At 34.1% G+C, this 23,406-nt stretch carries 24 protein-coding genes and 3 pseudogenes; all 27 read right to left on the bottom strand.

Annotation, left to right across the window (positions count from 1 at the left end):
- Positions 1 to 45: 45 nt before the first annotated feature.
- Positions 46 to 1,179: a hypothetical protein gene (locus SB028_RS06115; RefSeq protein WP_069367557.1), complete on the bottom strand. Its 1,134-nt coding sequence runs from the start codon at positions 1,177 to 1,179 to the stop codon at positions 46 to 48.
- Positions 1,180 to 1,181: 2 nt separating this feature from the next.
- The gene (locus SB028_RS06110) at positions 1,182 to 1,448 is read right to left on the bottom strand and encodes a PAAR domain-containing protein (protein WP_069367556.1); all 267 of its coding nucleotides are present in this window, start codon (positions 1,446 to 1,448) and stop codon (positions 1,182 to 1,184) included.
- Positions 1,449 to 1,692: 244 nt separating this feature from the next.
- Positions 1,693 to 2,487 (bottom strand): hypothetical protein, encoded by a 795-nt coding sequence (locus SB028_RS06105; protein ID WP_069367555.1) that lies wholly within the window; start codon positions 2,485 to 2,487, stop codon positions 1,693 to 1,695.
- Positions 2,435 to 4,342 (bottom strand): lipase family protein, encoded by a 1,908-nt coding sequence (locus tag SB028_RS06100; RefSeq protein WP_077885082.1) that lies wholly within the window; start codon positions 4,340 to 4,342, stop codon positions 2,435 to 2,437. The genes SB028_RS06105 and SB028_RS06100 overlap by 53 nt, the downstream gene beginning before the upstream one ends.
- A 480-nt stretch (positions 4,343 to 4,822) precedes the next feature.
- On the bottom strand, positions 4,823 to 5,446 hold the full coding sequence (locus SB028_RS06095) for a T6SS effector amidase Tae4 family protein (protein ID WP_069367554.1): 624 nt from the start codon (positions 5,444 to 5,446) through the stop codon (positions 4,823 to 4,825).
- A 175-nt stretch (positions 5,447 to 5,621) separates the two neighbouring features.
- Positions 5,622 to 6,503: a DUF2345 domain-containing protein gene (locus SB028_RS06090; RefSeq protein ID WP_286138796.1), complete on the bottom strand. Its 882-nt coding sequence runs from the start codon at positions 6,501 to 6,503 to the stop codon at positions 5,622 to 5,624.
- 627 nt (positions 6,504 to 7,130) lie between these two features.
- On the bottom strand, positions 7,131 to 8,111 hold the full coding sequence (locus SB028_RS06085; RefSeq protein WP_318859958.1) for a DUF6708 domain-containing protein: 981 nt from the start codon (positions 8,109 to 8,111) through the stop codon (positions 7,131 to 7,133).
- Positions 8,112 to 8,295: 184 nt separating this feature from the next.
- Positions 8,296 to 8,409, bottom strand: a pseudogene (locus tag SB028_RS20705) (hypothetical protein); the annotation flags it as partial.
- 299 nt (positions 8,410 to 8,708) lie between these two features.
- Positions 8,709 to 9,551 (bottom strand): formylglycine-generating enzyme family protein, encoded by an 843-nt coding sequence (locus tag SB028_RS06080; protein WP_069369401.1) that lies wholly within the window; start codon positions 9,549 to 9,551, stop codon positions 8,709 to 8,711.
- 67 nt (positions 9,552 to 9,618) lie between these two features.
- Positions 9,619 to 10,029 carry a phospholipase effector Tle1 domain-containing protein gene (locus SB028_RS06075; RefSeq protein ID WP_318859957.1) on the bottom strand — a complete coding sequence of 137 codons (411 nt, stop codon included), beginning with the start codon at positions 10,027 to 10,029 and terminating at the stop codon, positions 9,619 to 9,621.
- A gap of 65 nt (positions 10,030 to 10,094) precedes the next feature.
- On the bottom strand, positions 10,095 to 10,328 hold the full coding sequence (locus tag SB028_RS06070) for a hypothetical protein (RefSeq protein ID WP_069730311.1): 234 nt from the start codon (positions 10,326 to 10,328) through the stop codon (positions 10,095 to 10,097).
- Positions 10,303 to 10,503: a DUF2235 domain-containing protein gene (locus tag SB028_RS06065; protein WP_069369410.1), complete on the bottom strand. Its 201-nt coding sequence runs from the start codon at positions 10,501 to 10,503 to the stop codon at positions 10,303 to 10,305. Before SB028_RS06065 ends, SB028_RS06070 begins: the two co-directional genes overlap by 26 nt.
- On the bottom strand, positions 10,500 to 10,724 hold the full coding sequence (locus SB028_RS06060; RefSeq protein WP_069369409.1) for a hypothetical protein: 225 nt from the start codon (positions 10,722 to 10,724) through the stop codon (positions 10,500 to 10,502). The genes SB028_RS06065 and SB028_RS06060 overlap by 4 nt, the downstream gene beginning before the upstream one ends.
- Positions 10,709 to 11,254 (bottom strand): DUF3304 domain-containing protein, encoded by a 546-nt coding sequence (locus SB028_RS06055; protein WP_318859955.1) that lies wholly within the window; start codon positions 11,252 to 11,254, stop codon positions 10,709 to 10,711. The genes SB028_RS06060 and SB028_RS06055 overlap by 16 nt, the downstream gene beginning before the upstream one ends.
- Entirely contained in the window at positions 11,239 to 11,784 is a 546-nt protein-coding gene (locus SB028_RS06050; protein WP_318859954.1) for a DUF3304 domain-containing protein, read from the bottom strand. Before SB028_RS06050 ends, SB028_RS06055 begins: the two co-directional genes overlap by 16 nt.
- Positions 11,769 to 12,293: a DUF3304 domain-containing protein gene (locus SB028_RS06045; protein ID WP_077886967.1), complete on the bottom strand. Its 525-nt coding sequence runs from the start codon at positions 12,291 to 12,293 to the stop codon at positions 11,769 to 11,771. Before SB028_RS06045 ends, SB028_RS06050 begins: the two co-directional genes overlap by 16 nt.
- Positions 12,294 to 12,343: 50 nt before the next feature.
- A complete protein-coding gene (locus SB028_RS06040; RefSeq protein WP_069730294.1) occupies positions 12,344 to 12,601 on the bottom strand; it encodes a PAAR domain-containing protein in 258 nt (85 codons plus the stop codon).
- Between the two features lie 48 nt (positions 12,602 to 12,649).
- A complete protein-coding gene (locus tag SB028_RS06035; protein WP_069368852.1) occupies positions 12,650 to 13,432 on the bottom strand; it encodes a DUF4123 domain-containing protein in 783 nt (260 codons plus the stop codon).
- Positions 13,425 to 13,766, bottom strand: a pseudogene (locus SB028_RS06030) (DUF2345 domain-containing protein); the annotation flags it as partial. The pseudogene SB028_RS06030 and the gene SB028_RS06035, both read right to left, overlap by 8 nt.
- Before the next feature lie 437 nt (positions 13,767 to 14,203).
- Positions 14,204 to 15,193, bottom strand: a complete 990-nt coding sequence (locus tag SB028_RS06025; protein ID WP_318859953.1) for a DUF6708 domain-containing protein — start codon at positions 15,191 to 15,193, stop codon at positions 14,204 to 14,206.
- 153 nt (positions 15,194 to 15,346) lie between these two features.
- Positions 15,347 to 15,484 (bottom strand): annotated as a pseudogene (locus SB028_RS20700) (type VI secretion system tip protein VgrG); the annotation flags it as partial.
- Between the two features lie 13 nt (positions 15,485 to 15,497).
- Positions 15,498 to 15,809, bottom strand: a complete 312-nt coding sequence (locus tag SB028_RS06015; RefSeq protein ID WP_069367550.1) for a hypothetical protein — start codon at positions 15,807 to 15,809, stop codon at positions 15,498 to 15,500.
- Positions 15,810 to 16,996: 1,187 nt separating this feature from the next.
- Positions 16,997 to 18,358: an anaerobic C4-dicarboxylate transporter DcuC gene (gene dcuC / locus SB028_RS06010; RefSeq protein ID WP_069367549.1), complete on the bottom strand. Its 1,362-nt coding sequence runs from the start codon at positions 18,356 to 18,358 to the stop codon at positions 16,997 to 16,999.
- A 275-nt stretch (positions 18,359 to 18,633) separates the two neighbouring features.
- On the bottom strand, positions 18,634 to 20,568 hold the full coding sequence (gene asmA, locus SB028_RS06005; protein ID WP_318859950.1) for an outer membrane assembly protein AsmA: 1,935 nt from the start codon (positions 20,566 to 20,568) through the stop codon (positions 18,634 to 18,636).
- A gap of 46 nt (positions 20,569 to 20,614) precedes the next feature.
- On the bottom strand, positions 20,615 to 21,196 hold the full coding sequence (gene dcd / locus SB028_RS06000; RefSeq protein ID WP_006537532.1) for a dCTP deaminase: 582 nt from the start codon (positions 21,194 to 21,196) through the stop codon (positions 20,615 to 20,617).
- A gap of 67 nt (positions 21,197 to 21,263) precedes the next feature.
- The gene (udk, locus tag SB028_RS05995) at positions 21,264 to 21,905 is read right to left on the bottom strand and encodes a uridine kinase (RefSeq protein WP_023581260.1); all 642 of its coding nucleotides are present in this window, start codon (positions 21,903 to 21,905) and stop codon (positions 21,264 to 21,266) included.
- Between the two features lie 220 nt (positions 21,906 to 22,125).
- Positions 22,126 to 23,238 (bottom strand): iron-sulfur cluster carrier protein ApbC, encoded by a 1,113-nt coding sequence (gene apbC, locus SB028_RS05990; protein WP_036912151.1) that lies wholly within the window; start codon positions 23,236 to 23,238, stop codon positions 22,126 to 22,128.
- Between the last annotated feature and the right edge of the window lie 168 nt (positions 23,239 to 23,406).

Below are 23,406 nucleotides of genomic sequence, written 5' to 3'. Positions count from 1 at the left end.
AAAGAGACTTTATAGAGAATGGTATTAGTTTTATATTCATTTTATTTAATCATCATTTGAGATTGTTGTATTAATATAAAAATTATCTTTTTCACGAGATAATGTAAGAATGTTTTTCTTATATTGATATGCAAAATTTACGGATAATCCTATTGTTACCCAAGAAGAATAATCACCAACAGGACCGATAAAATACTCTATATCGAAAATATTATCTAAGGATATCTTAGTCAAATAATTATCATTATTAAATAAAGCAACTAGCATATCACTATTTGATTTATTATCTATCATAATATAACTAGCTGATCGCGATTCAATTTGAATCTCACTAAAAATATTTATAGCTTCTTTATAGATTTCATTTTCTCCTATTAACATAGGACGTTGAATATTAGCAATGGTATCAATATGATATTTTTTATTTGTGTCATCTGATGCCATAATCAATATTGCTAAAGCCGCTGATTGTTTTTCTGTATAATCTTGATCTATAATTATTATTTCTACGACATCATTGTTTTTTAAAATTATCTCTTCTATATACTGAAATGATAATTTTTCAACTATTTCTAACTTTGGCATTTCCTTATTGAGAAATAGTTCTTTCCATACAAGCTGAAATTTATTTTCTACACTATTTTTATCTTTAATAGTTAAATATTTTATTTCTATATGATGTGTACCAAGCAATTTTTCGATAGTTTTTTTTGTACTCTTCAATAAATAATATAGTGATGGATTTTTATTATCTAAATAATCAATGTATTGTGGAATATTATAGCATGATATATGTTCTGATAAATTATTTTTCATATATGAAATAGTTGTCTTTTGTGGAAGAAAAACAAGACTATCGATAACACCAACACTACGCGCGCTCCAATCTTCCCATTTTTTATCTGCAAATTTTTTTTCATTATATAAAAAATAATAAATGTTTTTGTTTTTTATATAATCCATGTATTTATATAAAAAAGAAATTATTATTATTAATAAAGGTAAAATTGAAATAACACTACTAAATAATTCTTTTTGTTGTATAACTTCATCTTTATTTTTTAAACTTAAAGAATAGATTAGAAAGAAAATCGATAAAAATATTGCCAAACCCCATTTAAAATAAGGGAATGGGGTTGGTTTTGATATTAATTTAATTGATTCTTTATTCCACGCCATAATTAATCCAATGAAAAATCAGTAATACTTGCAATAAGGTAACAACCACATTCTGTACGGCAACCTTCAACAGCAATAAATGAATCTTTACAAATAAAATTGGAAGATCCTTCAATAATAGAATTAATACCATGTCCTTTTTTAGGGCAATTGACTTTATCTCCTACTTTAGCTGCTTTTTTCCCATTTATAATAATATCTGATGTTGCAGTAATAACTGTGCCGCCATGACTAGTTTTATCGCCTAACACAATAATATTTTTATTCATAAATTATTCCATTAATATACATTCAAGGATGATGTTTCAATTTCTTTTAGATATTGAATACCAACAGTAAGCTATTTAGTGTCAAATAAAGAGCTGTATTTTAACACTACGAGGTGCACAGCCTTGAATAATAATGATCATAGACAATAAGAAAGAAAGTTTATAAATGATCTATTTCTTCTCTTGCCTTATATTTGACATAAATAGGTTCAAATAATATCTAGAGCTGTAATTGAAGTTATATTTAGTTAAGACTTTTTAATTTATTATAATTTGGAGACCATGAAGGTTTTTTTTCTATGGTACCATCTGAATAATAAATAATAACATCAGTTCCTCGCTCTTTAGGTATGTCAATCTTCGTGATATTATCCTTATGATAAAGAGGAGTAAATAATATATTTTTTTCATTATTGACTAATATATATTGAGATCTATTCCAATGCTGAAACAAAATTATATTTTTTTCATTTGCTATTTTATTATTAATAAATACAGGATAGTAATTTAGTCCTATTTCTTCATTTTTTATTAAATTTCTTATAATTTCTCCTTCGTTATATTTATGGTTATTAAAGATTAAAATAAGTTTATGTGATGGTATTGCTTCAAAATCATTATAAGTATTCAGTATTTTTTTATAACGAATTGACATCCAAACTTCACTCAATTGCCATTGGCATGAGCCTCCTCCATTAAGGGCGATTTTAGTCTGATAGATATCACTGCTACCTTGTTGTTTAAGTGCTACGGAGTTAGGATTAAAACCCGAAATATAATACTTTTCTCCAGCCGAATTATATCGAGCACGTTGGCAAATTTCGGAACGATAAAGCACATTTAAAGGTAATGCCTCAATGCCTTCTGGAAGTTTGATCCCGACGGTAACCCACTCCGTATCAGCAGGTGGAGATAGTATTTTATTTTTATCACTACGAGGTGCACAGCCTTGGATCATAATGAGGATAGAAAGTAAGAGAAAAAACTTATAAACGCTCCAATTCTTCTCTTGTCTTACTTCTAAAACGGATGAGGGCATTTTCGCCTCCTGAAATTGATTTTGTGATATTAAGGGTACTTGAAACTATTTTTTGCATATTTAAAAATGCTTTGTCTCTTTCTAATTCTTCAGGAGAGATCCCAGCATTATCGTGTCTGTGGCTGTTTTGCTCCATTTGCTCTATAAACTTTAGTCGTTTAATTTTACGTTGTAATTGAATTTCAGGCCAAGAAGCCTCTAATAATTCATTATTTAAATAGGGAACATACATTTTTGACATAGAATGATTTTTGGGGTTTGTAAAACTATCTAATAATGGATTGGTATTTGGTGGAAAAAAACGTTGAATATCATTAATATCATGTTCCTTCATAAAAACTTCTTGATTTAAATGTGCTTGTTGGTTTTCTAATTTTGCTATCGAAGGAACAAGAAAAAGCTTAACTTTAATAGGAAGTGGATATGTTAAAGTTCGGCAACTAGATGGATTGTTATCAATAGTACATTCTTGCCATTCAACGATTTGTGTTATTTTAAAAAAGCAAACTAATTCACCATGATGCCAAAAAGGATCTCCAGATATGGCACCTACTTTATCTAATGGAAGTTGAACTAAACCCGCCCAGATAAAACCAAAAGTATTACCCAAGTAACCAAATTTACCATATAACCAGTTATCTAAATCAGCATCAGGGGGAACACTCGTGATAGTATCTGAATCATTAATATGTCGGTAATGAACAAAGCCAGTCATTGTTTGAATAGCTTTAGCTGAAAAAATACGAGGCATACCATAGGTATATAATAGAGGTCTATAATCGGTCATTTCAGCAGCGTAAGCTAGACCAAGTGCACCGCCTAAACTATGTCCACAAATGAAAAGCTTTTTATCACTCAATTTATTATTTATATTTTTAAATTCATCTTTAAAACTTATTTTTGATATATTATAGGCTTCTAAAAACCCCCCATGCATTTTCCCCTCAGAGGCAATCTCTTTTGGGCAAATACTCGGAGCATAACTAATATCAGTAAGCCAATCGGGAATCTCCCATGTCCCTCGCCAAGAAACAATAATATGTTCTTTATTTTCAACATAAAAAAGTTGCGTATTACCAATTGGAGTTTCTATGTTTGCGGTATCCATAAAAACAGGAGGATAGTAACGCTCACTAAATGGAACATCATTAACTACGGTGTAAGGCATAATCGTGGATTTTGTGAGTTGTGGAATAGTCGATAAATCTTGAAAATCACGATTAAAAAATTTAAGTAAATCAGGTCGTTCAAGATAGGCTAAATCAGACATTACAGCGAGATTATAAGCATTAACTAGGGAATATTCGGGTATATGATGAAGAATGAGTGACCATGCGCGGAAAGGGCAAATTTCAATAACATGGCGTTTATTTAACTGTTGGTCGGATATTTTATACCCATCAAATTTATTTCCATTTGGGAAATGGTAAAAAGGTAATTCTTTTTCATTCCAATTTTCAATCACAGGCGCTTGGTTACAGAGTTCTCCAATTTTTGCATAGTGATAAATATGGCTCTTATCTGTATAAAATTTGACTGTTGAACTTTCATCGTATCGGTTTAATCTAAGTTGTCGTTTTTCCATTTCATCAGCAAATTCTTGAGCCTCTAGAAAGAGAAATAGTTCCAGCTTATGTAAGTTTTTAATGGTAATTATTCCATCTTTGTCACTTTTTCCTTTATAAATCTTATTATGCCCACAACGTGTTGATTCATTTTCAGCATACCATGATATACCAGAAATAGGTTTATTTAGCTCATCAACTAGCTTTATTTCAATCCAGTATTTTTTCTGATTATTATTCAAACTTACTATTTTTGTTTGACAGACTGATGATGTTTTATTAGAAAACATATTTATTTCCTTATAAATTTTTACTTTTTACTTTTTTTAAAAAATTATTAATGCAATACTGAAAACGGAAATTATAGTGAATATTCTAAACATAAAAGAGAATACTTGTTGCGTTCGTTCCTCGCCATTATAAATAATCCCATTGTAAAAAATAAAAATATATTTATCATATAAGTAAGTGTTTAAATTTGGAATTAATATGATGGTAAAATAAATAATTAATGAAATAAAAAATGAAGGTATAATTATTCTTTTTATTTCTATTGTAAGTTTTTTTGAATACAGAGAACACTATTATAGTTAATATTATTATCAGGATGAATAAAAGAGTAAAAGAATAAGCAGGAGTGAAAAATGATGGTGGTTTATTTAATAAATTATTAACTGTACTGCTTCGTTGTAAACCATCAATAGAAAAAAGTAGAATAAATGTATAAAATGAAATAATTAAGATTGATAAGATATTTAAAAGTTTATCTCTCATAAAATCTCCCAAAAAAGAACTTTTTTGGTTTTTTCAAGGGATGTTACTCGCGCATTTGAACCAAATAAGGCAGTAAAACTTTCTGTAAAATTAGGAAACGTCACTCTAAAAAAAGAGCCTATTGTTCCACTACCGGCTAATTCACCTTTATTCCATAAATCAATATGGTCACCGGTTGCTATTTTTTCTCCTGCCCGTAACCAATAATCCTGAAAGAATATGATACCAGTTTTACTTGATATTACACTTTCGTATGAGCTACCAGTTAATTCTATTGTTTTAGGATAACCTGCAAAAGGTTGATTTTGTAAATAATGACTTAATTCTTGTGCCCTAATTGCATGTATCCCTTTTTTTGTTTTATCGTCAGGTGTTGGACAATGCCAACAACGAGTGCCACGAAAACTCCTCATGAGTATTCCACATTGATACAGTGCTTCACTGACATGTATAGCACTGTGATTTAAAAAAACATCATCCTTTGTTTTAGGATCTTGATGTTCTACTGTTGTAGAAGGATAAGCATCCCATAGTTGTTCAAATTGTAAAACAGTGAGGGGAACTATTTTTATTGAATTTGAATCACTAGTAGTTTTAGTTGTTGTTTTTCTATTGGGCATTCTCTTCTCCTTGTTCTATTTTTTCTAGTGCTTCATCTCCCCATAAAATTTTAATGTCAGGTTCAATACCTGTTTCAAATCGCTCTGTTAATCCCATGTTATTTGTGTATCCGAATAAAACCTTACCATTATTTGATGTTATATAATAAGGATAATTAGGAATAGGTTTTCCTGTTTATTTATTAGTTGCTTTGAATTGCTCATCGTGAATGGTATCAGGAAATTCAATTTCTAATGAGTTTGGATAAGAGGTATAGATAGTTAGTGTTTTCCCATCTTTATCAGAAACGCCATTATATTCTTCTCCTTCTTCTGTTGTGATTTTATAAGAAGTGAAAGGTAATGGTTCTCCTGTTTGTTCACTCGTTAATACATATTCACCACTAAAACCTCGAGGTAGTTCATTAATTGGAGTTGATAAGGAAGCCGCTCCCATTTTTTGTACATTCGATGATCTTAATAGAATATTTTTAGGACAACCTAGCTCAATATTTCCATCTTTAAGTGTTATATAGGCGTCACCACAATTTAAAGTGAGTTCTTGATTAGCTTTAATAAGAACCTTTCCTTGTTCACTACTTAATAATATATTACTTAACGCAATGGCATTTAATTCATCATCCTGAGCCTGTAATTCTAATTTTCCTTGTCCCGCAAATAATTTCATTCCTGATTTTCTAGCAAACAAACTTATTGTTTCACTCGCTGTTGCTATTATTGAGTTTTCTGCACTAATATCCGTATTATGACCCGATATGATGCCAATGCTTTCTACTCCAGAAGAAAGCATAATAGCTTTGGGACTTAAAATACCGATACCTTTTGGTGCATGTAAAAGCATACCTGCGGAGGATAAATGTTTTAAAGTTGTGTTTAAACTTGATTGGCAGTCTAAATCATGGCTACTTGCATGAGCTGTTATAGCTGCTTTTTGTAGATTTCTAGCGAGTGACAGAGCCTGCTCTAATTGCTCAATCGCCTCCTCCATTGCCAGCACTTCACCACCTGCTTTGGCTTGATTATCTGCACTAATAAATAACCCTTTACCTGCTCTTATAGCTCCCCAACTGTCAGTGCGTAATTCAAAACCTTCGCCACGTTTATCACGATTGGCATCAACAATAACGCGCAGTCAGTGTGCCTGTGATAATTGGGCGAGGTTTAACAGCTGGACGCCAGCAAAGAGTTTCACTATAAGGTATAGCGTTAAATCGGACTTTAAGCAATGTGCCGTTATTTTCTTGCCAGATATCAGTTGTTAGATTGGGAGTGAGTTTTTAGATAGAAAGGGGCGTGCCGATGAGGAGTTGGATTGTTATTTTTCTGCGCCAAAAAGTGCCATAATGATTTTTTAATCTATTAGAGATCTTAGATGATAAACTCATAGAAAAGTTATTATTTATAATTTCTTTTCCAGAATAAATATTATTCATTTCTTTTATTTTCTTGATCAAAAATTAAGTAACAGATTGAAGTTATTGAAGATAACACAACATATATTAATTTTGGTTTGTCAATCTTGAATAGGTAGGAAACAAAAACCAAAGATAAAAATATAATTACTCCCAGAAAAAAAACAATAACAATGTGCTTATTTATATTTAATTTAGGTGGAATAGGAAGAGTTTTTAGTAAAATAGAATCCGGTCGTATCATCTATTCCCAATAAATACGTTTTTTAAAATTATCGTTTCCAACGACGTCCTGTCACAGCAATACCTTCTTTATAACGCCAAAAAAGCAAATAACGCCAACGCCATTTCATGTCCACACCATGACAATCAAAATTATAAGGATCATGCTCACTGATATGACAAAGAGCTTCAACTTCGGATGTCCATTGGGGAATTTTACTGGTTTGAAAGGTCAGCCAACGAGCCGCTGCATGTGCTATATTTACGGGAAGCATAATGATTGAACCAATAAATCCACTGCGCATAGTTAACATCCAAAGCCCTATTCCAAACGGCTCTTTTCGTTCATTGATAGGTAAAAACCAACTGGAAATATCAGCTACTTCTTTAACACCGTTTTTATCTTCCATATAACGGCGTATCAACTCCCAGAAGCGTAGCACATATATTTTTTTCGGCGCATACATACTCACCGTAAAGGTATCAATAACCGTAATGCCATCTTCAGCTAAAAGATGTCCACACAGATACCACATTTTAGGTGTCATCCCATCGGGCTTTTCCCTTCGCATACAAAAATAGATATCTTTCCAAGGTATAGTTTGTACTTCTCCATTAACTCTAAATAGATGAACCAGTTGTTTTTTACGATTAAAACGAATGGGATAATGAGTATAAATAAAGCATTCGATTTTAAGGAAAAAAAGAGCAAAAAATAAACTTGGTATTGATATTGATATTGATATTGATATTGATATTGATATTGATATTATATACCAATCGATATTTAATGGAAAAAAAACAACATTTAAAAAAAACACATCCTTAAAGAAAAATAAAATAATAAGAGTAACATAACCACGTTCTTTATAATGTACATCCGTCACTTCTAAAAAAGTAGAATTTAATTTGATTATGGATAAATCACTCATTAAATCTTTTTGCTTAATTTCGTCACGTCGATAACCTTGAATAAGACGATTATATAAATCCTCATCATCTAAATAACGATTTATTCGAAAATTAAACATAATTTCTTCTATTTTATTTTTTCTTTTTCATCAGATTATTGACCTTTTTCTGTATTATCCCAAAGTTTAGCAAAAACTATCTCTTCCTCTTTTTCGGAAATAAAAAACCTCATTATTTTTACCAAAGAAATTGGTTTTATTTATCCATAACATTAATTCGTTGGGCTTATAATATTCTATATAGGTCACCTTCATGAAAGGCGATAGCGACTTCAGTCGCTTGAATTAACAGAAAATGCATCCCATAGGTGTCACCCACATAGGATTTTGCAAGATGTACAGACATACTTTCATATCCATCAATAAAAGTTGAATAAGACAATCATTGCTTAATAAGGTAAGCTAGTGGTTAAAATCACCATATTTTGCCCGCATTCCCATTTTAAAGTCAGGCAAAGTTATCTAATGTAAAGGCTTAATCTCAGACTCAAAATTATATTAAATTTTTAATTCCAACAAATGGCCAAAAGCCTTCCTTTAATATAAACCATATTATTAAAAAAAGATTAATGCTTTTTCTTCAGCCCTTTTTCACTATCATCACCCTTCGTAAGAGGAAATAAAATAAGAGATAAGATTCAAGCGATAAATATTTCATTACAAGTTTTCCACACAGCGAAAACCATTACCAAATTCAGTATCGGGAAGATCGCCACCACGAGTAATCGTGAGCATACCATCAAACGATCCCATATAACCACGTATCACCTTTTTTTTACCCGATTCTGGGCCTTGGGGATTAATTTCAGGGGAGTGTTGATAATAGTCGGAGGAATACCAGTCGTTAATCCAATCTCTGCCATTACCCATCATATCATATAGCCCAATAGGGTTAGGAGCAAAGCTGCCAACAGGCTTACCGAAGGAGACAAAATTAAGGTCAGGATCATCTTGATAATGGAGTTTATTGTCACTATTACCGTAAATCAGTAGTTGTCCGCCACTGCGTGCGGCGTATTCCCATTGGGCTTCCGTGGGCAAATCAGTATGGCGCTGTGTATCTTTTCCCAACCATTGGCAATAAGCTTTCGCATCAGCCCAAGAAACCTTGGCAGGATAATCGTCCCCCAATTTATCTTTATCTGCATACGGGTTATTAAATATATCTAAGTAATAATCCGTTTTATCTCGCCCTTGCAAAGCAAGCCAACGATTAAACTCCCCCCACGTCACTCGATATTTTCCCATTTTAAAATCAGACAACGTTACCCAATGCAACGGTTTAGTCGTTGGATCTGTACTATATTGAATTTTTAATGCCACTAAATCACCAAAATCCCCCATTTGAAAGCGCCCCCCTTTAATATCAACCATATTCTCAAATGAAGATTGGCGTAATGCATAGGTTTCTGCCTCTTTCTTGGCTTTTTTTTCCGCACTATCACATCCCGCAAGAGTGGGTAAAATAAGGATAAAGATAAAAAGAGATAAGTTTTTCATGGGTTATTTCCAATTTTTAGTATCATCGGTGGGAATAAACTGTGTACAACTGTCAATTGTCTCAAGCTTAGTTTGAACCACCGGGATAAACCACTTCTTCAATATCGGATATTTTAGGATAACGATCATATTTATTCCCATCAGTATTTTTATTACTTTCAGATATATTTACTTTATTTTTTTCATTCTCCCAATTTAAAGGCCGTCTTACTGTATCTAGAGGAAAACAGAAACGTTGTTCATGGGCAGAAACAAAGTGACGACAGCATTTAATAAAGTTAGGAAAAACTTTTTCACTGGGGAGTTGCTGAGTACCATTTGCCCAATCCATATGACCCGAAAAGAAGGGCGCCAAGTGCACTATACCCACAGAGGGTACGGTATCTAAAATACCGATAAATTCGACTTTTACATCAATACCACATAATTTTTGAACAGGTTTATCGGCTCCTTCTGGGGTATCAAATAATTGCGTCACCCAATTAACAAAGGTTCTTGCTTCCGCCGCACCACGAGAGAAACCATAAACATAAAGTTTAATCGTTAATGTTTTAGGTTTAAGTTGTAATCCTTCAATAATCTCTTTTTATTAACTAAAGAGTGGATAATGGCACGGCGACGACCTTTACCGCTAATAGGAAGATATGTTGGGGTTGCCATATCTTTTAAGTGAGTACGTAATTCAGATGTTACTAATTCCTTTTGATTTGAAGCAATAATTAATGTATTGGCTAACATTAATAATGCCCAATTAATACGATCCTCCCCCGGTAGCATATTTTAAACCCGTAGTAGTGAAGTTATATTCTGCTATTTCAGGAAAGGCTGTGCCGACACCAGGCATATAATATTTAAAATATTCTCTTTCTTTTTTGGCTTTATCTTCAGAGTCTTCGTTAGTAGCTTCAAATAAATGTGTAATATTGGTGGCGGTTTTAGGCTCAGCCTTCATATCTCTATCTCGATTATTATTGGTGCCATCGAAAAAGAAACTAATATGCAAATTTCGACAGCAGTTATTTTTATGCTAGCAAGGCTGGAACTATGATTTCGTTTCTCTTCTTCTCGTATTTTATAGTTATGTTCTATCTGTTGTTGTGTTAATTTTAATCGGCCTTTATCAGGGAAATGATTAGGTACCCAAACTGGATCTGCTTTTATTTCTTCGAACATACGGCGGGCTCCTTCATTTTCATTGGTTCAGTTATTGGATATTCAGGGTCGTGATAGCTATAACAGGAAGTAGTGATTTTTACTTCATTACAAGGTAAAAAATGCACTTTTACACTACAAGGTTCATCATATTGTGGGATTGGCACCCAAGCTTCGTGATAGGTCGTATAGCGGTCTAATTCTTTTTCCCAGCGATTATAGGCTTCGACTTGGTCAAAATCAGGTGCTGGTGGAAATTTTGTGGTATCCACCTTTTTCCATTGAATATGTGCGATTAAATTAGGGCGCCATTTTTCAGGGATCATCACACAACAGACCGTGCCACCAATACTGCCGTAACCTTCATTAATTGAAAAACCTGAAATTTCAAATTGTGTGTGGTTATAGCCCTGAAGCCCGGCTCCCAAGATGGAGTTTTCTGGTTTTGCACCCCAAGAGCCCGCATTGGCACAACCAGAAAGGAAAAAAGAGATAATTAAGAGCGAGGCAAGTTTGGGGGAAATTTGCCAAAAGGTTATTTTTGGGGACATACAGCGGGCTCCTTCAAATTATGAGGCTCATTAATTGGATATTCAGGATGGCCATATCCCTTGCAAGACGTGGTGATTTTCACTTCGTCGCAAGGTAAGAAATGGACTTTAACACTACAAGGTTCGTCATATTGCGGGATCGGCACCCAAGCTTCGTGGGTTGAGGTATTATCGCGCAGTTGTTGCTCCCAGCGATTATAGGCTTCGACTTGGTCAAAATCAGGTGCTGGTGGAAATTTTGTGGTATCCACCTTTTTCCATTGAATATGTGCGATTAAATTAGGGCGCCATTTTTCAGGGATCATCACACAACAGACCGTGCCACCAATACTGCCGTAACCTTCATTAATTGAAAAACCTGAAATTTCAAATTGTGTGTGGTTATAGCCCTGAAGCCCGGCTCCCAAGATGGAGTTTTCTGGTTTTGCACCCCAAGAGCCCGCATTGGCACAACCAGAAAGGAAAAAAGAGATAATTAAGAGCGAGGCAAGTTTGGGGGAAATTTGCCAAAAGGTTATTTTTGGGGACATACAGCGGGCTCCTTCAAATTATGAGGCTCATTAATTGGATATTCAGGATGGCCATATCCCTTGCAAGACGTGGTGATTTTCACTTCGTCGCAAGGTAAGAAATGCACTTTTACACTACAAGGTTCATCATATTGTGGGATTGGCACCCAAGCTTCGTGATAGGTCGTATAGCGGTCTAATTCTTTTTCCCAGCGGTTATAGGCTTCTACTTGATCAAAATCAGGTGCTGGAGATAGTTTACTTTTATCGAGTTTTTCCCATTGAATATGCGCGATTAAATTAGGGCGCCATTTTTCGGGGATCATCACACAACAGACCGTGCCGCCAATACTGCCATAACCTTCATTAATCGAAAAACCGGTAATACTGTATTGCGTGTGGTTATAGCCCTGAAGCCCGGCTCCCAATATGGAGTTTTCCGGTTTCGCACCCCAAGAGCCCGCATTGGCACAACCAGAAAGGAAAAAGGAATAGGCTAGAATTAATAATATTATTTTTAATTTAATCATATTACCTACTTTATATATTATAAAATAATAATGGAATATAAATAATTAGTTTATGATTTAATATTTATATCAGAAAGGGAACTTACTAAAGTACAACCACAAGCGCAATGATGTCCATCTAATGCAATGGCTTTTTTATTTATGATTGAATTTGTTGCTCCTTCCATAATTTTATTTTCACCATGTTTATTGCAAATAACAGAATCACCAATACAAGCTACAGGTTTTCCATACGCTAAGTAGCTTCCGGTCATCACTTGTCCCCCATAAGGATTTAAAGTATCTCCAACTCTAATTATCTTTTTCATTTTATATTCTTTTTAAGTGTGAATTTGAAAAATAGTAATATGAATAATTTAATTCTTAACAGAGTGTTTGCGAATATATTCCTCTACAGTGCCTAAGTGGTCACTATTATTAGCTTGAATAGCAAGGTTATATAAGTGATTGAAATTTTCTTCTTGAGTTATGGATGTGTTATTAAATTCAGAATATGACCTTAGTTCTTCAGCATCACTAATACAGCCCAATTTATTTATTTGAGCATCATTAAACTGCATTATTGGAAAAGTATCATCCTCAATTTCTGGGTGATAACTGCCTAATAACCAACTCATATCATTATCTCTATCTAGCCAGCCCCAAATAAAAGTAATATCAGTAAATCTTTTTTTTTGTTCAGGTGTAAGAATATCTTTTATTAATGTTGGAAATACGCGTGTATCATAAAAACGAAGTAAACAAGATTTAAATCCCCATTCTACTTCTGCAAGAGAAAGTAAAAAAGTAGATAACATATTAAATGGAAGAGGGGATGATGTTATTAATAACCGAGGCTCTGAATAAAGCAATTCAAACAACTCTTCTAACAAAATTAAGTGTGTACTTTTATTCCATTCAATACGAATAAGCATAGGAGCTTGTTCTAAAAAACCTTCTTCCGGCATATTAGTGAAAAGCGAAAACCATCTAATATCATTATCCATCTTGATTAAAGCGGGAACGATGGGATTTTCTAACCCAGCTTGGTCAATAACAATATCGAGATAATCTAGATGTGTTTTTTCTGAGATCAATTTTAATTGTTTTATCCATTGATCCGTTATTTCTTTTGATGGGGATTGTAATGTATTATTCACGGATAGCGACTCCCATAGCATTTTCTTGGGCTTTCTTTAAACACTCTTTACAAACAGATTGAGGAAGGTCTGGTAATGGGAAATCTTCACTCGCTGGCTCACTCCAAATATGTTGTCCTTTGAGGCTTAAACGACTCGGTGTATGAATTTCAATTTGGCCATCAGGCATTATTTTAATATATCCACCGCCACAGCCTAAAGTAATTCCATTTTTAGCAGTTAATTGAATATGACCTTGAGTTGATTGTACTGTAATATCTTTAAGTGCCGTTGCTTCGAAGATATCGCCATGTGATTCTAATTCAAAAGGTCCTTTTCCAGAGACAATGCGTAATATCAGTTGTTAGATTGGGAGTGAGTTTTTAGATAGAAAGGGGCGTGCCGATGAGGAGTTGGATTGTTATTTTTCTGCGCCAAAAAGTGCCATAATGATTTTTTAATCTATTAGAGATCTTAGATGATAAACTCATAGAAAAGTTATTATTTATAATTTCTTTTCCAGAATAAATATTATTCATTTCTTTTATTTTCTTGATCAAAAATTAAGTAACAGATTGAAGTTATTGAAGATAACACAACATATATTAATTTTGGTTTGTCAATCTTGAATAGGTAGGAAACAAAAACCAAAGATAAAAATATAATTACTCCCAGAAAAAAAACAATAACAATGTGCTTATTTATATTTAATTTAGGTGGAATAGGAAGAGTTTTTAGTAAAATAGAATCCGGTCGTATCATCGCTTATTCCCAAAAATAAGTTTTTTAAAATTATCGTTTCCAACGACGTCCTGTCACAGCAATACCTTCTTTATAACGCCAAAAAAGCAAATAACGCCAACGCCATTTCATGTCCACACTATGACAATCAAAATTATAAGGATCATGCTCACTGATATGACAAAGAGCTTCAACTTCGGGTGTCCATTGGGGAATTTTACTGGTTTGAAAGGTCAGCCAACGAGCTGCTGCATGTGCTATATTTACGGGAAGCATAATGATTGAACCAATAAATCCACTGTGCATAGTTAACATCCAAAGCCCTATTCCAAACGGCTCTTTTCGTTCATTGATAGGTAAAAACCAACTGGAAATATCAGCTACTTCTTTAACACCGTTTTTATCTTCCATATAACGGCGTATCAATTCCCAGAAGCGTAGCACATATATTTTTTTCGGCGCATACATACTCACCGTAAAGGTATCAATAACCGTAATACCATCTTCAGCTAAAAGATGTCCACACAGATACCACATTTTAGGTGTCATCCCATCGGGCTTTTCCCTTCGCATACAAAAATAGATATCTTTCCAAGGTATAGTTTGTACTTCTCCATTAACTCTAAATAGATGAACCAGTTGTTTTTTACGATTAAAACGAATGGGATAATGAGTATAAATAAAGCATTCGATTTTAAGGAAAAAAAGAGCAAAAAATAAACTTGGTATTGATATTGATATTATATACCAATCGATATTTAATGGAAAAAAAACAGCATTTAAAAAAAAACACATCATTAAAGAAAAACAAAATAAAATAATAAGAGTAACATAACCACGTTCTTTATAATGTACATCCGTCACTTCTAAAAAAGTAGAATTTAATTTAATTATGGATAAATCACTCATTAAATCTTTTTGCTTAATTTCGTCACGTCGATAACCTTGAATAAGACGATTATATAAATCCTCATCATCTAAATAACGATTTATTCGAAAATTAAACATAATTTCTTCTATTTTATTTTTTTTCTTTTTCATCAGATTATTGACCTTTTTCTGTATTATCCCAAAGTTTAGCAAAAACTATCTCTTCCTCTTTTTCGGAAATAAAAAACCTCATTATTTTTACCAAAGAAATTGGTTTTATTTATCCATAACATTAATTCGTTGGGCTTATAATATTCTATATAGGTCACCTTCATGAAAGGCGATAGCGACTTCAGTCGCTTGAATTAACAGAAAATGCATCCCATAGGTGTCACCCACATAGGATTTTGCAAGATGTACAGACATACTTTCATAACCCATCGGTTTTTCATCACGATCGGCAAAACGGATCACTTCAGTTTGTGTTTGATCTTGCACTAAGTTGTCGTTTTTCCATTTCATCAGCAAATTCTTGAGCCTCTAGAAAGAGAAAAAGTTCCAGCTTATGTAGGTTTTTAATGGTAATTATTCCATCTTTATCACTTTTTCCTTTATAAATCTTATTGTGCCCACAACGTGTTGATTTATTTTCAGCATACCATGATATACCAGAAATAGGTTTATTTAGCTCATCAACTAACTTTATATCAATCCGGTATTTTTTCTGATTATTATTCAAACTTACTATTTTTATTTGACAGACTGATACTGTGTTATAAGAAAACATATTTATTTTCTTATAAATTTTTACTTTTTACTTTTTTAAAAAGAATTATTAATGTAATACTGAAAACAGAAATTATAGTGAATATTCTAAACATAAAAGAGAATACTTGTTGCGTTCGTTCCTCGCCATTACAAATAATCCCATTGTAAAAAATAAAAATATATTTATCATATAAGTAGGTGTTTAAATTTGGAATTAACATAACGGTAAAATAAATAATTAATGAAATAAAAAATGAATGTATAATTATTGTTCTGATTTCTATTTTAAATTTTTTGAATACAGAGAGCACTATTATAGTTAATATTATTATCAGGATGAATAAAAAAGTAAAAGAATAAGCAGGAGTGAAAAATGATGGTAGTTTATTTAATAAATTATTAACTGTTCTATTTCGTTGTAAACCATCAATAGAAAAAAGTAGAATTAATGTATAAAATGAAACAATTAAAATTGAAAAAAGATTTTAAATTTTATTTCGATTTTGTCCATTAAACCTAACAATACTATCCATTATTCACCTTCTCTTTGTATGTATTGAATTGATCAATGACGTATTTTTCTTAGTGGCTATCACTGCCAAACTAACGCTATTGCTCACCTAAAATACGCTACCGCCCTTTGCTGTAAACCAAAGCACATAGAGGCGTCATATCAATTTATTACCCATAGCATCATTTTTAACCAATAAAACAATGCATTTAACTGATAATTACAAATAAATTAAGTCAAACATATCAGAACAGATAAAATACGTTAAATATTTTTACGTTAAAGTGTGATTTGATAGTAAAAAAACAAAGAAAAATAAGTAACTATTCTTATGTATTATCGTGATTTTTTGGCAATTTATTTTTCATAAATAATGAGAAATTAAAGAAACAGCTTTTAAATACAATTAATTAAATAAAAAACAGCCAGATTTGAACATAAGCTGTAATATAAAAAGAATATTTAAAGTGATATTTAATTGCATAATAGATAACTAAAAATATAAATATAATTAATTACTCTAAAAATATGTAAAATAAAAAACATTAGTATTTTTTATTTATTAATGGATGCTATGAGATTATATCTAGTAGTTTTTTTTAATTTTATCCAATAAAAAACGGGCTTTGTCTTATCACAAAGCCCGTCGATAAAATTTAAAACAATAATGTTAGATTAATTCAATACAATAAAAATTAACCTAAAGTACTTGGTACTAGAATTTCAGTCGCAACAATCACAATCACAAGACCGACCAATACAGGTACAGAAACACGTTTCATTACTTCGAAAGGTGAAATTTTGGCCATTCCTGAGACCGCAACCACAACACCAGAAACCGGAGATAATGTACGACCTAAGTTCGAAGCTTGTAACATAGGAATAGTTAAATAAGCTGGATTCACGCCCATATTACTTGCTAAACGAGGAATTAATTCAACAAATGCATAGAATGGTGCGTTACCAGAGCCTGTGGTCATCGCCGCTAACATGGTGATTAATACCAGAGCAATCATCATCACAATCGCACCCGAACCTAATGACTGAGCACCTTCAATTAGCGCATTGATAAAGCCAACGGTTGTCAAGCCCTGAGCAAATACCCCAGCTGCGACTAATAACATAACAACTTGAGCAAATGCATCTGCCATACCACGGTAGGCGACTTCTAAACCTTCAAAAACTTGTTTGGCGCTAAAACTACGAATAAATTCGATAATAGCCGCTAAAATCATGCAGATGATAATAATGGCAACAATATGAAGTTCTGGTAACCATTTACCATCAAAAACGAGAACACCGATAATGGGTGTAAAAGGTAAAATCGCATAGAAACTTGGGGCGTGCGTTTTGATCTCATTCACGTCTAACATTTCTGTTTCAATATGCTCTTTGCGGTCAAGGTAACGCTGCCAGAAGAAGTGAGCGATACACATACCAATAATTGCAGCAATCGAAATAGGTAATGTAGTTTTAAATGCGAAATCAATCAGCGGCATTTGAGACGCTTCAGCGGCTAAAATCACATCGCCCGATGTTGGCGCTAAAATAATAGAAGCTGGAGACGCACAAATTGCAGCAGCAGCGCCTCGGCTAATTCCCATATTCACCATAACAGGGAACAGTGTTGCCATTAATAACACACCTAAACCTGTTGCTGATGAAACAGCCAGTGACATCAAGCATGCAACAATGTAAGCCGCAACCATCAGAAGATATGGTGAATTAATCATTTTGAGTGGACGTGATGCTAATTTAACAACAACATCATTAGCACCGATGTGTGTCATATAAGAAGCAAAACCACAAAGTATCATGATCATCATACCTAAATCGCCACCACGGCTCATTAGTAGATTTTTCACATACTCAACAATGTCGATTAAGCCATAACCTGTTGCAGTAGCACTTGCTGGTAAAACAGCTCTTCCCATAATAACGCTGATGATCAGTAATAACAGACCACCCGTCATTAAGACACCTGTTGGTGAATAACCTTTTACAATATAACGCCCAACACCAACAGCAACGAAGGCGCCGATAAGAATTTCGATCATTTATTTATCCTGTCTAAAGTAGTCATTTACAAAATGAAGTTTTTTATTTTTATCATCATTGTTGCGTTTAGTGCGATTGACACACTCTGCCCAAAGGCAACGTTGCAGTGTATGACATATATCAAAAAAAACGACTATTTTTTTACATATACATAGTACGAATGATTACTTTTTATTCAAAAAATAAATTAAATGATAGATATAAAGCAAAAAGCACACGATTATCAAAATAGTGTGCTTTTATTAAGCCTGTGACGAAGTTAAAAATTGTAAAATTAAATTTTCTCTAATAGCTGATTAAGTGCTTTCACTTCTGGGCGATCAGCATCTTGTTTATTTAACCAATTATCGATAGCTTGCTTAGCTTTTTGCTGTAATTGGTCGCGCAATAATTTTTCAATATTAAGTTCATACTGAATGGCATCCCAATTACCATAGAGCCTTAATGGAATTTCAATTTTAGCCAATTGTCGGATAAATTCATTTTCTTTACCCCAACCTTTTTTAATATTAACAAATAACATCACATCAAGATCATGGCGTTGAAGATCTACTTTGCCCTGCCCTTTAATTTGATAGGCATCTGCTTGAGCATCAAGTGAATTAACTGTTACTTTCCCTTTTGGTGCTAATTTAAATTGAGCAATCACATTATCAGCTTGCGTATAACTTTCGATATCTTCAGGATAAATCACTTTATCCGTCGCTTGAGCGACAGATTGCTGAATAACCTGTGGTATATTTAATCCCTGCATTTTAAATTGGGAAACAGATGTATTTAACGTGCCTTGCCAATAATGATAAAAAGCATTTCGGTTATACCCCTTTCCTTCTAAATTTCCTTTTGCTGAAATTAATCCACTGAAATTTTCAGGTTGATTAAAAACACGCAATAGTGGCTGCAATGGAATATTATTCATTGTGATATCCATGCTGATATGCGCTGGCACAATGCTTGTCGAAATAACCGTAGGAAGGGAAAAATCACCTTGAAGGACTTGGCCTGTTAAAGTTTGAATATTCAGTGAATGAGGATTATTTAGAGCATCCAGTTTAAAATTATTAATCTCTAAATCTTTATAAAGAAGCTTATTCAGTGCTAATTTCAATGTGAATTCAATATTACTCCAATGTGTTAAATCATATTCTTTATTTTCAACAGTGGCTGAAGTAATAACAGGTTTAGCCATAATAGTGGCATTCGGTGCGGGTGCGGCATGTGCTGTATTAAATAATGAGAATGCTGACGGCGTTTTATTCTCTTTAGGCGTCAATAATACAGTTTCAGCCGTTTTAGTCGTGGCTAACTCTGGTAACAACGTATTTAAATTTAATTGTTCACCTTTTAAATCAACTTGATAACGAGTAACATCCGCAAATTCTGCGCTAATATTACCTTGCAATTGGCTATTATTAGCAGTGAGATTTAAGTTATCGAGTGACACTTTTCTCACACCTTCATTTTGGATCGTAAAATCTGAAGTTAAACTTCCTGTAATCCCATTTTCAGGGATCCCGACCCCAGATAAAGCGTAATCTAACTGTTTGATATTACCTGTAACTTGGTAAGGATAGCGGTTCATATCCGCATCAGCGGCAACATTGAGCGTGATCTCACGACGATCACGATTCACTTTCGTGCTCATCTCAAGACTAATTTGTTTTTTCTCGTCTGTTTTTAACGATAAATTAATATCACGTAAATTAAGCTGCTCACCATTTTTCATTTGCCAAATAATTAAGCTGTCTGAAATTTTTACTTTGGCGATATTCAACTGCCACTTATTCGCTCTAGGTTCGATAACGGGGCGAGCAATATCTCGCGGAGCAGAAGGCGGTGAGATTTTAGGGATAGCCTTACTTTCAGGTGTTTGCCGAACTACGGCACCTTTAAGCATAACTTCTTTTACTTCAAGTTGATGAGAAAGTAGCGGTAATAATTCAACATCAAGACGCATATTATCGGCTGTAATTAAAGGCATTTCAGCACCAGGGGCTGTCAATGACATTTTACCACTGATAATGCTTAACTTTGGCCACACATGCCAACGCATATCATCTTGTAATGTGAGTTTATAACCGCTTTGTTTTTCAACCCTTTCAACAAGGTATCCACGGAAATCATTCGGGTTAATGAGTAAAACTAACGCTGTTAAGCCTGCTAAAATGACCACAAGCAAAATAGCCAGTGTTGTCAAAAACCTTTTCATATAATTACCCGCTTAGTGAACATGATAATGATGATTATAAAGATAGTTAATCTTCACTAATCCGGCTACCTACTGCACCTTGTTGATTTTTATATTTTGCATCTTGACGACGATTATAAGGTCTGTCAGCAGAACCAGACATAGGTTCAAAACTTAATGCACCAATAACCATACCCGGTCTTAATGCAAGAGGAAGTTTACCTGAATTAAAAAATTCTAATACGATTTGTCCATGCCAGCCAGGATCAATACGATGAGCAGTAACATGCACCATTAAACCTAAACGGGCTAATGAGGAGCGTCCATCTAACCATCCAACAACATTATCAGGTAACGTGACTGACTCAAGTGTCACAGCTAACGCCAATTCACCGGGATGTAAGAAAAAGGCTTCACCTTCAGGTAAAACAATTTCATCACTCATTACACGTTCTAGAGCTGCATTCACTTCAGCCTTAGGACCACTCAAATCAATATAAGCAGCAGTATGACCTTGGAAAACACGAAATTGATTTCCTAAACAAACATCTGCTGTTGCGCCGTTAATTCGCTCGACGGGCGGGCGGGGTTCAATGACTAACTTGCCTTCATCCAGCCACTGAATAATATCACGGTCGCATAATCGCATTTTATTTCCTTCTTCAAGTTAAACAGGCAGTTTCATCATGCATGAAAGCTGCCCACAAATGAACCTATTATTCGCAGAACTGCCCAATTTTCGCTTTCAGAATATCAATCGCAACGCGGTTTTTACCCCCTCTAGGCACAATAATATCGGCATATTGTTTTGAAGGTTCAATAAACTGGAAGAACATAGGGCGAACAGTTTTATTATATTGTTCAATGACTGAGTCTAAGCTACGTCCACGTTCATTCACATCACGTTTAATTCTGCGCATTAAACAAATATCTAATGGCGTATCAACAAAGATTGAGAAATCCATCTCTTCACGCAGGCGTTTATCTGTTAATAATAAGATGCCTTCAATAATAATAACTTTTTTAGGTTGAAAAGGAATGGATTCTGCTTTGCGAGTGTGAGCAACGTAGTCGTATTGAGGGAGTTCAATGGTTTTTCCTGCTTTTAGTTCACACAAATGTTGATATAAGAGTGCGTGATCCATCGAATTTGGGTGGTCATAATTGACCTTATATCGTTCTTCCATCGTTAAATCACTTTGGTCACGATAATAACAATCTTCTGGTATCACTCCGATATTATGATCACCTACTTGTGCTCTTAATTCACGGTAAAGTGTACTTGCAATAAGACTTTTACCCGAAGCAGAGGCTCCAGCGATACCTACAATTGTGCACTGATGTGCTGTGTCAGCCATAATCAAAAACCTGGTTTGAAATAAAAAGAGGGATAACGTAATAATATGTAAATATTACGCTAGCGCAGATTATAGTTTTGAAATCCTTCTGGTTCCAGCGTAAAACCAGAAATCTATTGGTTTTTTATCAAAAACAGTCGGAAATCGCATGTAAAAAATGGAAAGCTAAATCGCTTTCCATTTAAATCAGCAAATAATTCAACCTATTATTCTGCTGTCATTACACTGCGCGGAAAGAAATTTCCGTTGGAATTGCATCACCATCCCAATACATTTGAGCAGACACTGTTGACGCGATTTCACGATAAATATCAGCAAACTCGCCTTCTGGATCACGCATTACTGTTGGTTGCCCGCGGTCTAAATCTTCACGTAAAGAGATATGAAGAGGAACTTGGCCTAATAATTGACAATGATACTTCTCTGCCAATTTAGCTGCACCACCAGTACCGAAGATAGGTTCAAGGTGACCACAGTTACTACAAATATGTGCGCTCATGTTTTCAATAATACCTAATACAGGCACATTGACTTTCTTAAACATGACGATCCCTTTCATCGCATCCACCAGCGCGATATCTTGTGGTGTTGTGACCACAACCGCAGCCGTCACAGGGATATTTTGAGATAAGGTTAATTGGATATCACCGGTTCCCGGTGGCATATCGATGACCAGATAATCCAAATCAGGCCACAGCGTATCTTGGAGCATTTGCATTAATGCTTTGCTCGCCATAGGACCACGCCATACCATGGCATTATCATCTGTGACTAAATAACCGATAGAGTTAGACGCTAAACCATAAGCCATAATCGGCGCCATATGTTGCCCATCAGGAGACGTTGGACGTTCCATTGTGGTACCCAACATATTAGGAATAGACGGTCCATAAATATCAGCATCAAGAATACCGACTTTAGCACCTTCTTGTGCAAGGGCTAATGCAAGATTAACGGCTGTACTTGATTTACCAACGCCACCTTTGCCAGAACTCACAGCAAGAATATTACGTACACCATTAACGCCAGGCAGATCATTTGCGCGACGTAAGGTTGAAATATTGTGCTTGAGTTTCCATTCAATGGCTTTTGCGCCTGTGATATTACGAAGTTCAGCTGTTTTTTCTTCGATTAGGACTTGGAAAGGCTTTTTCCAAACAAACGGCATCACTAACTCGATATGAAGAACATCGTCAATCATCGCGCATTGATGTAATGCTTTTAGAGAAAGCAGGTTACGTTTCAATGTTGGGTGTTCAAAAGTAGACAAGACACCTGAAACTTTTTCGTTCAGAATCTCAGGGGTGGTCTGCTCGGGGGATTTATCACTCATCCCGGCTCCTCTCGTTTTCATTATTTATTAAATATATGAGTACATCTATCATATCAGATAGTAGATGACTACGATAATGCCTTACCTCAATTTGCCAACTGAAATTTCTCTTGCAAAAACTCAATTATTGCCCTAGCGACATCATGACGGATCGGTTAACATCAAAGT

It is taken from the genome of Proteus vulgaris (assembly GCF_033708015.1).
GTDB lineage: Bacteria > Pseudomonadota > Gammaproteobacteria > Enterobacterales > Enterobacteriaceae > Proteus.
The sequence above is the reverse complement of the archived record's forward strand: the minus strand, read 5'-3'. Positions and strand labels throughout refer to the sequence as shown.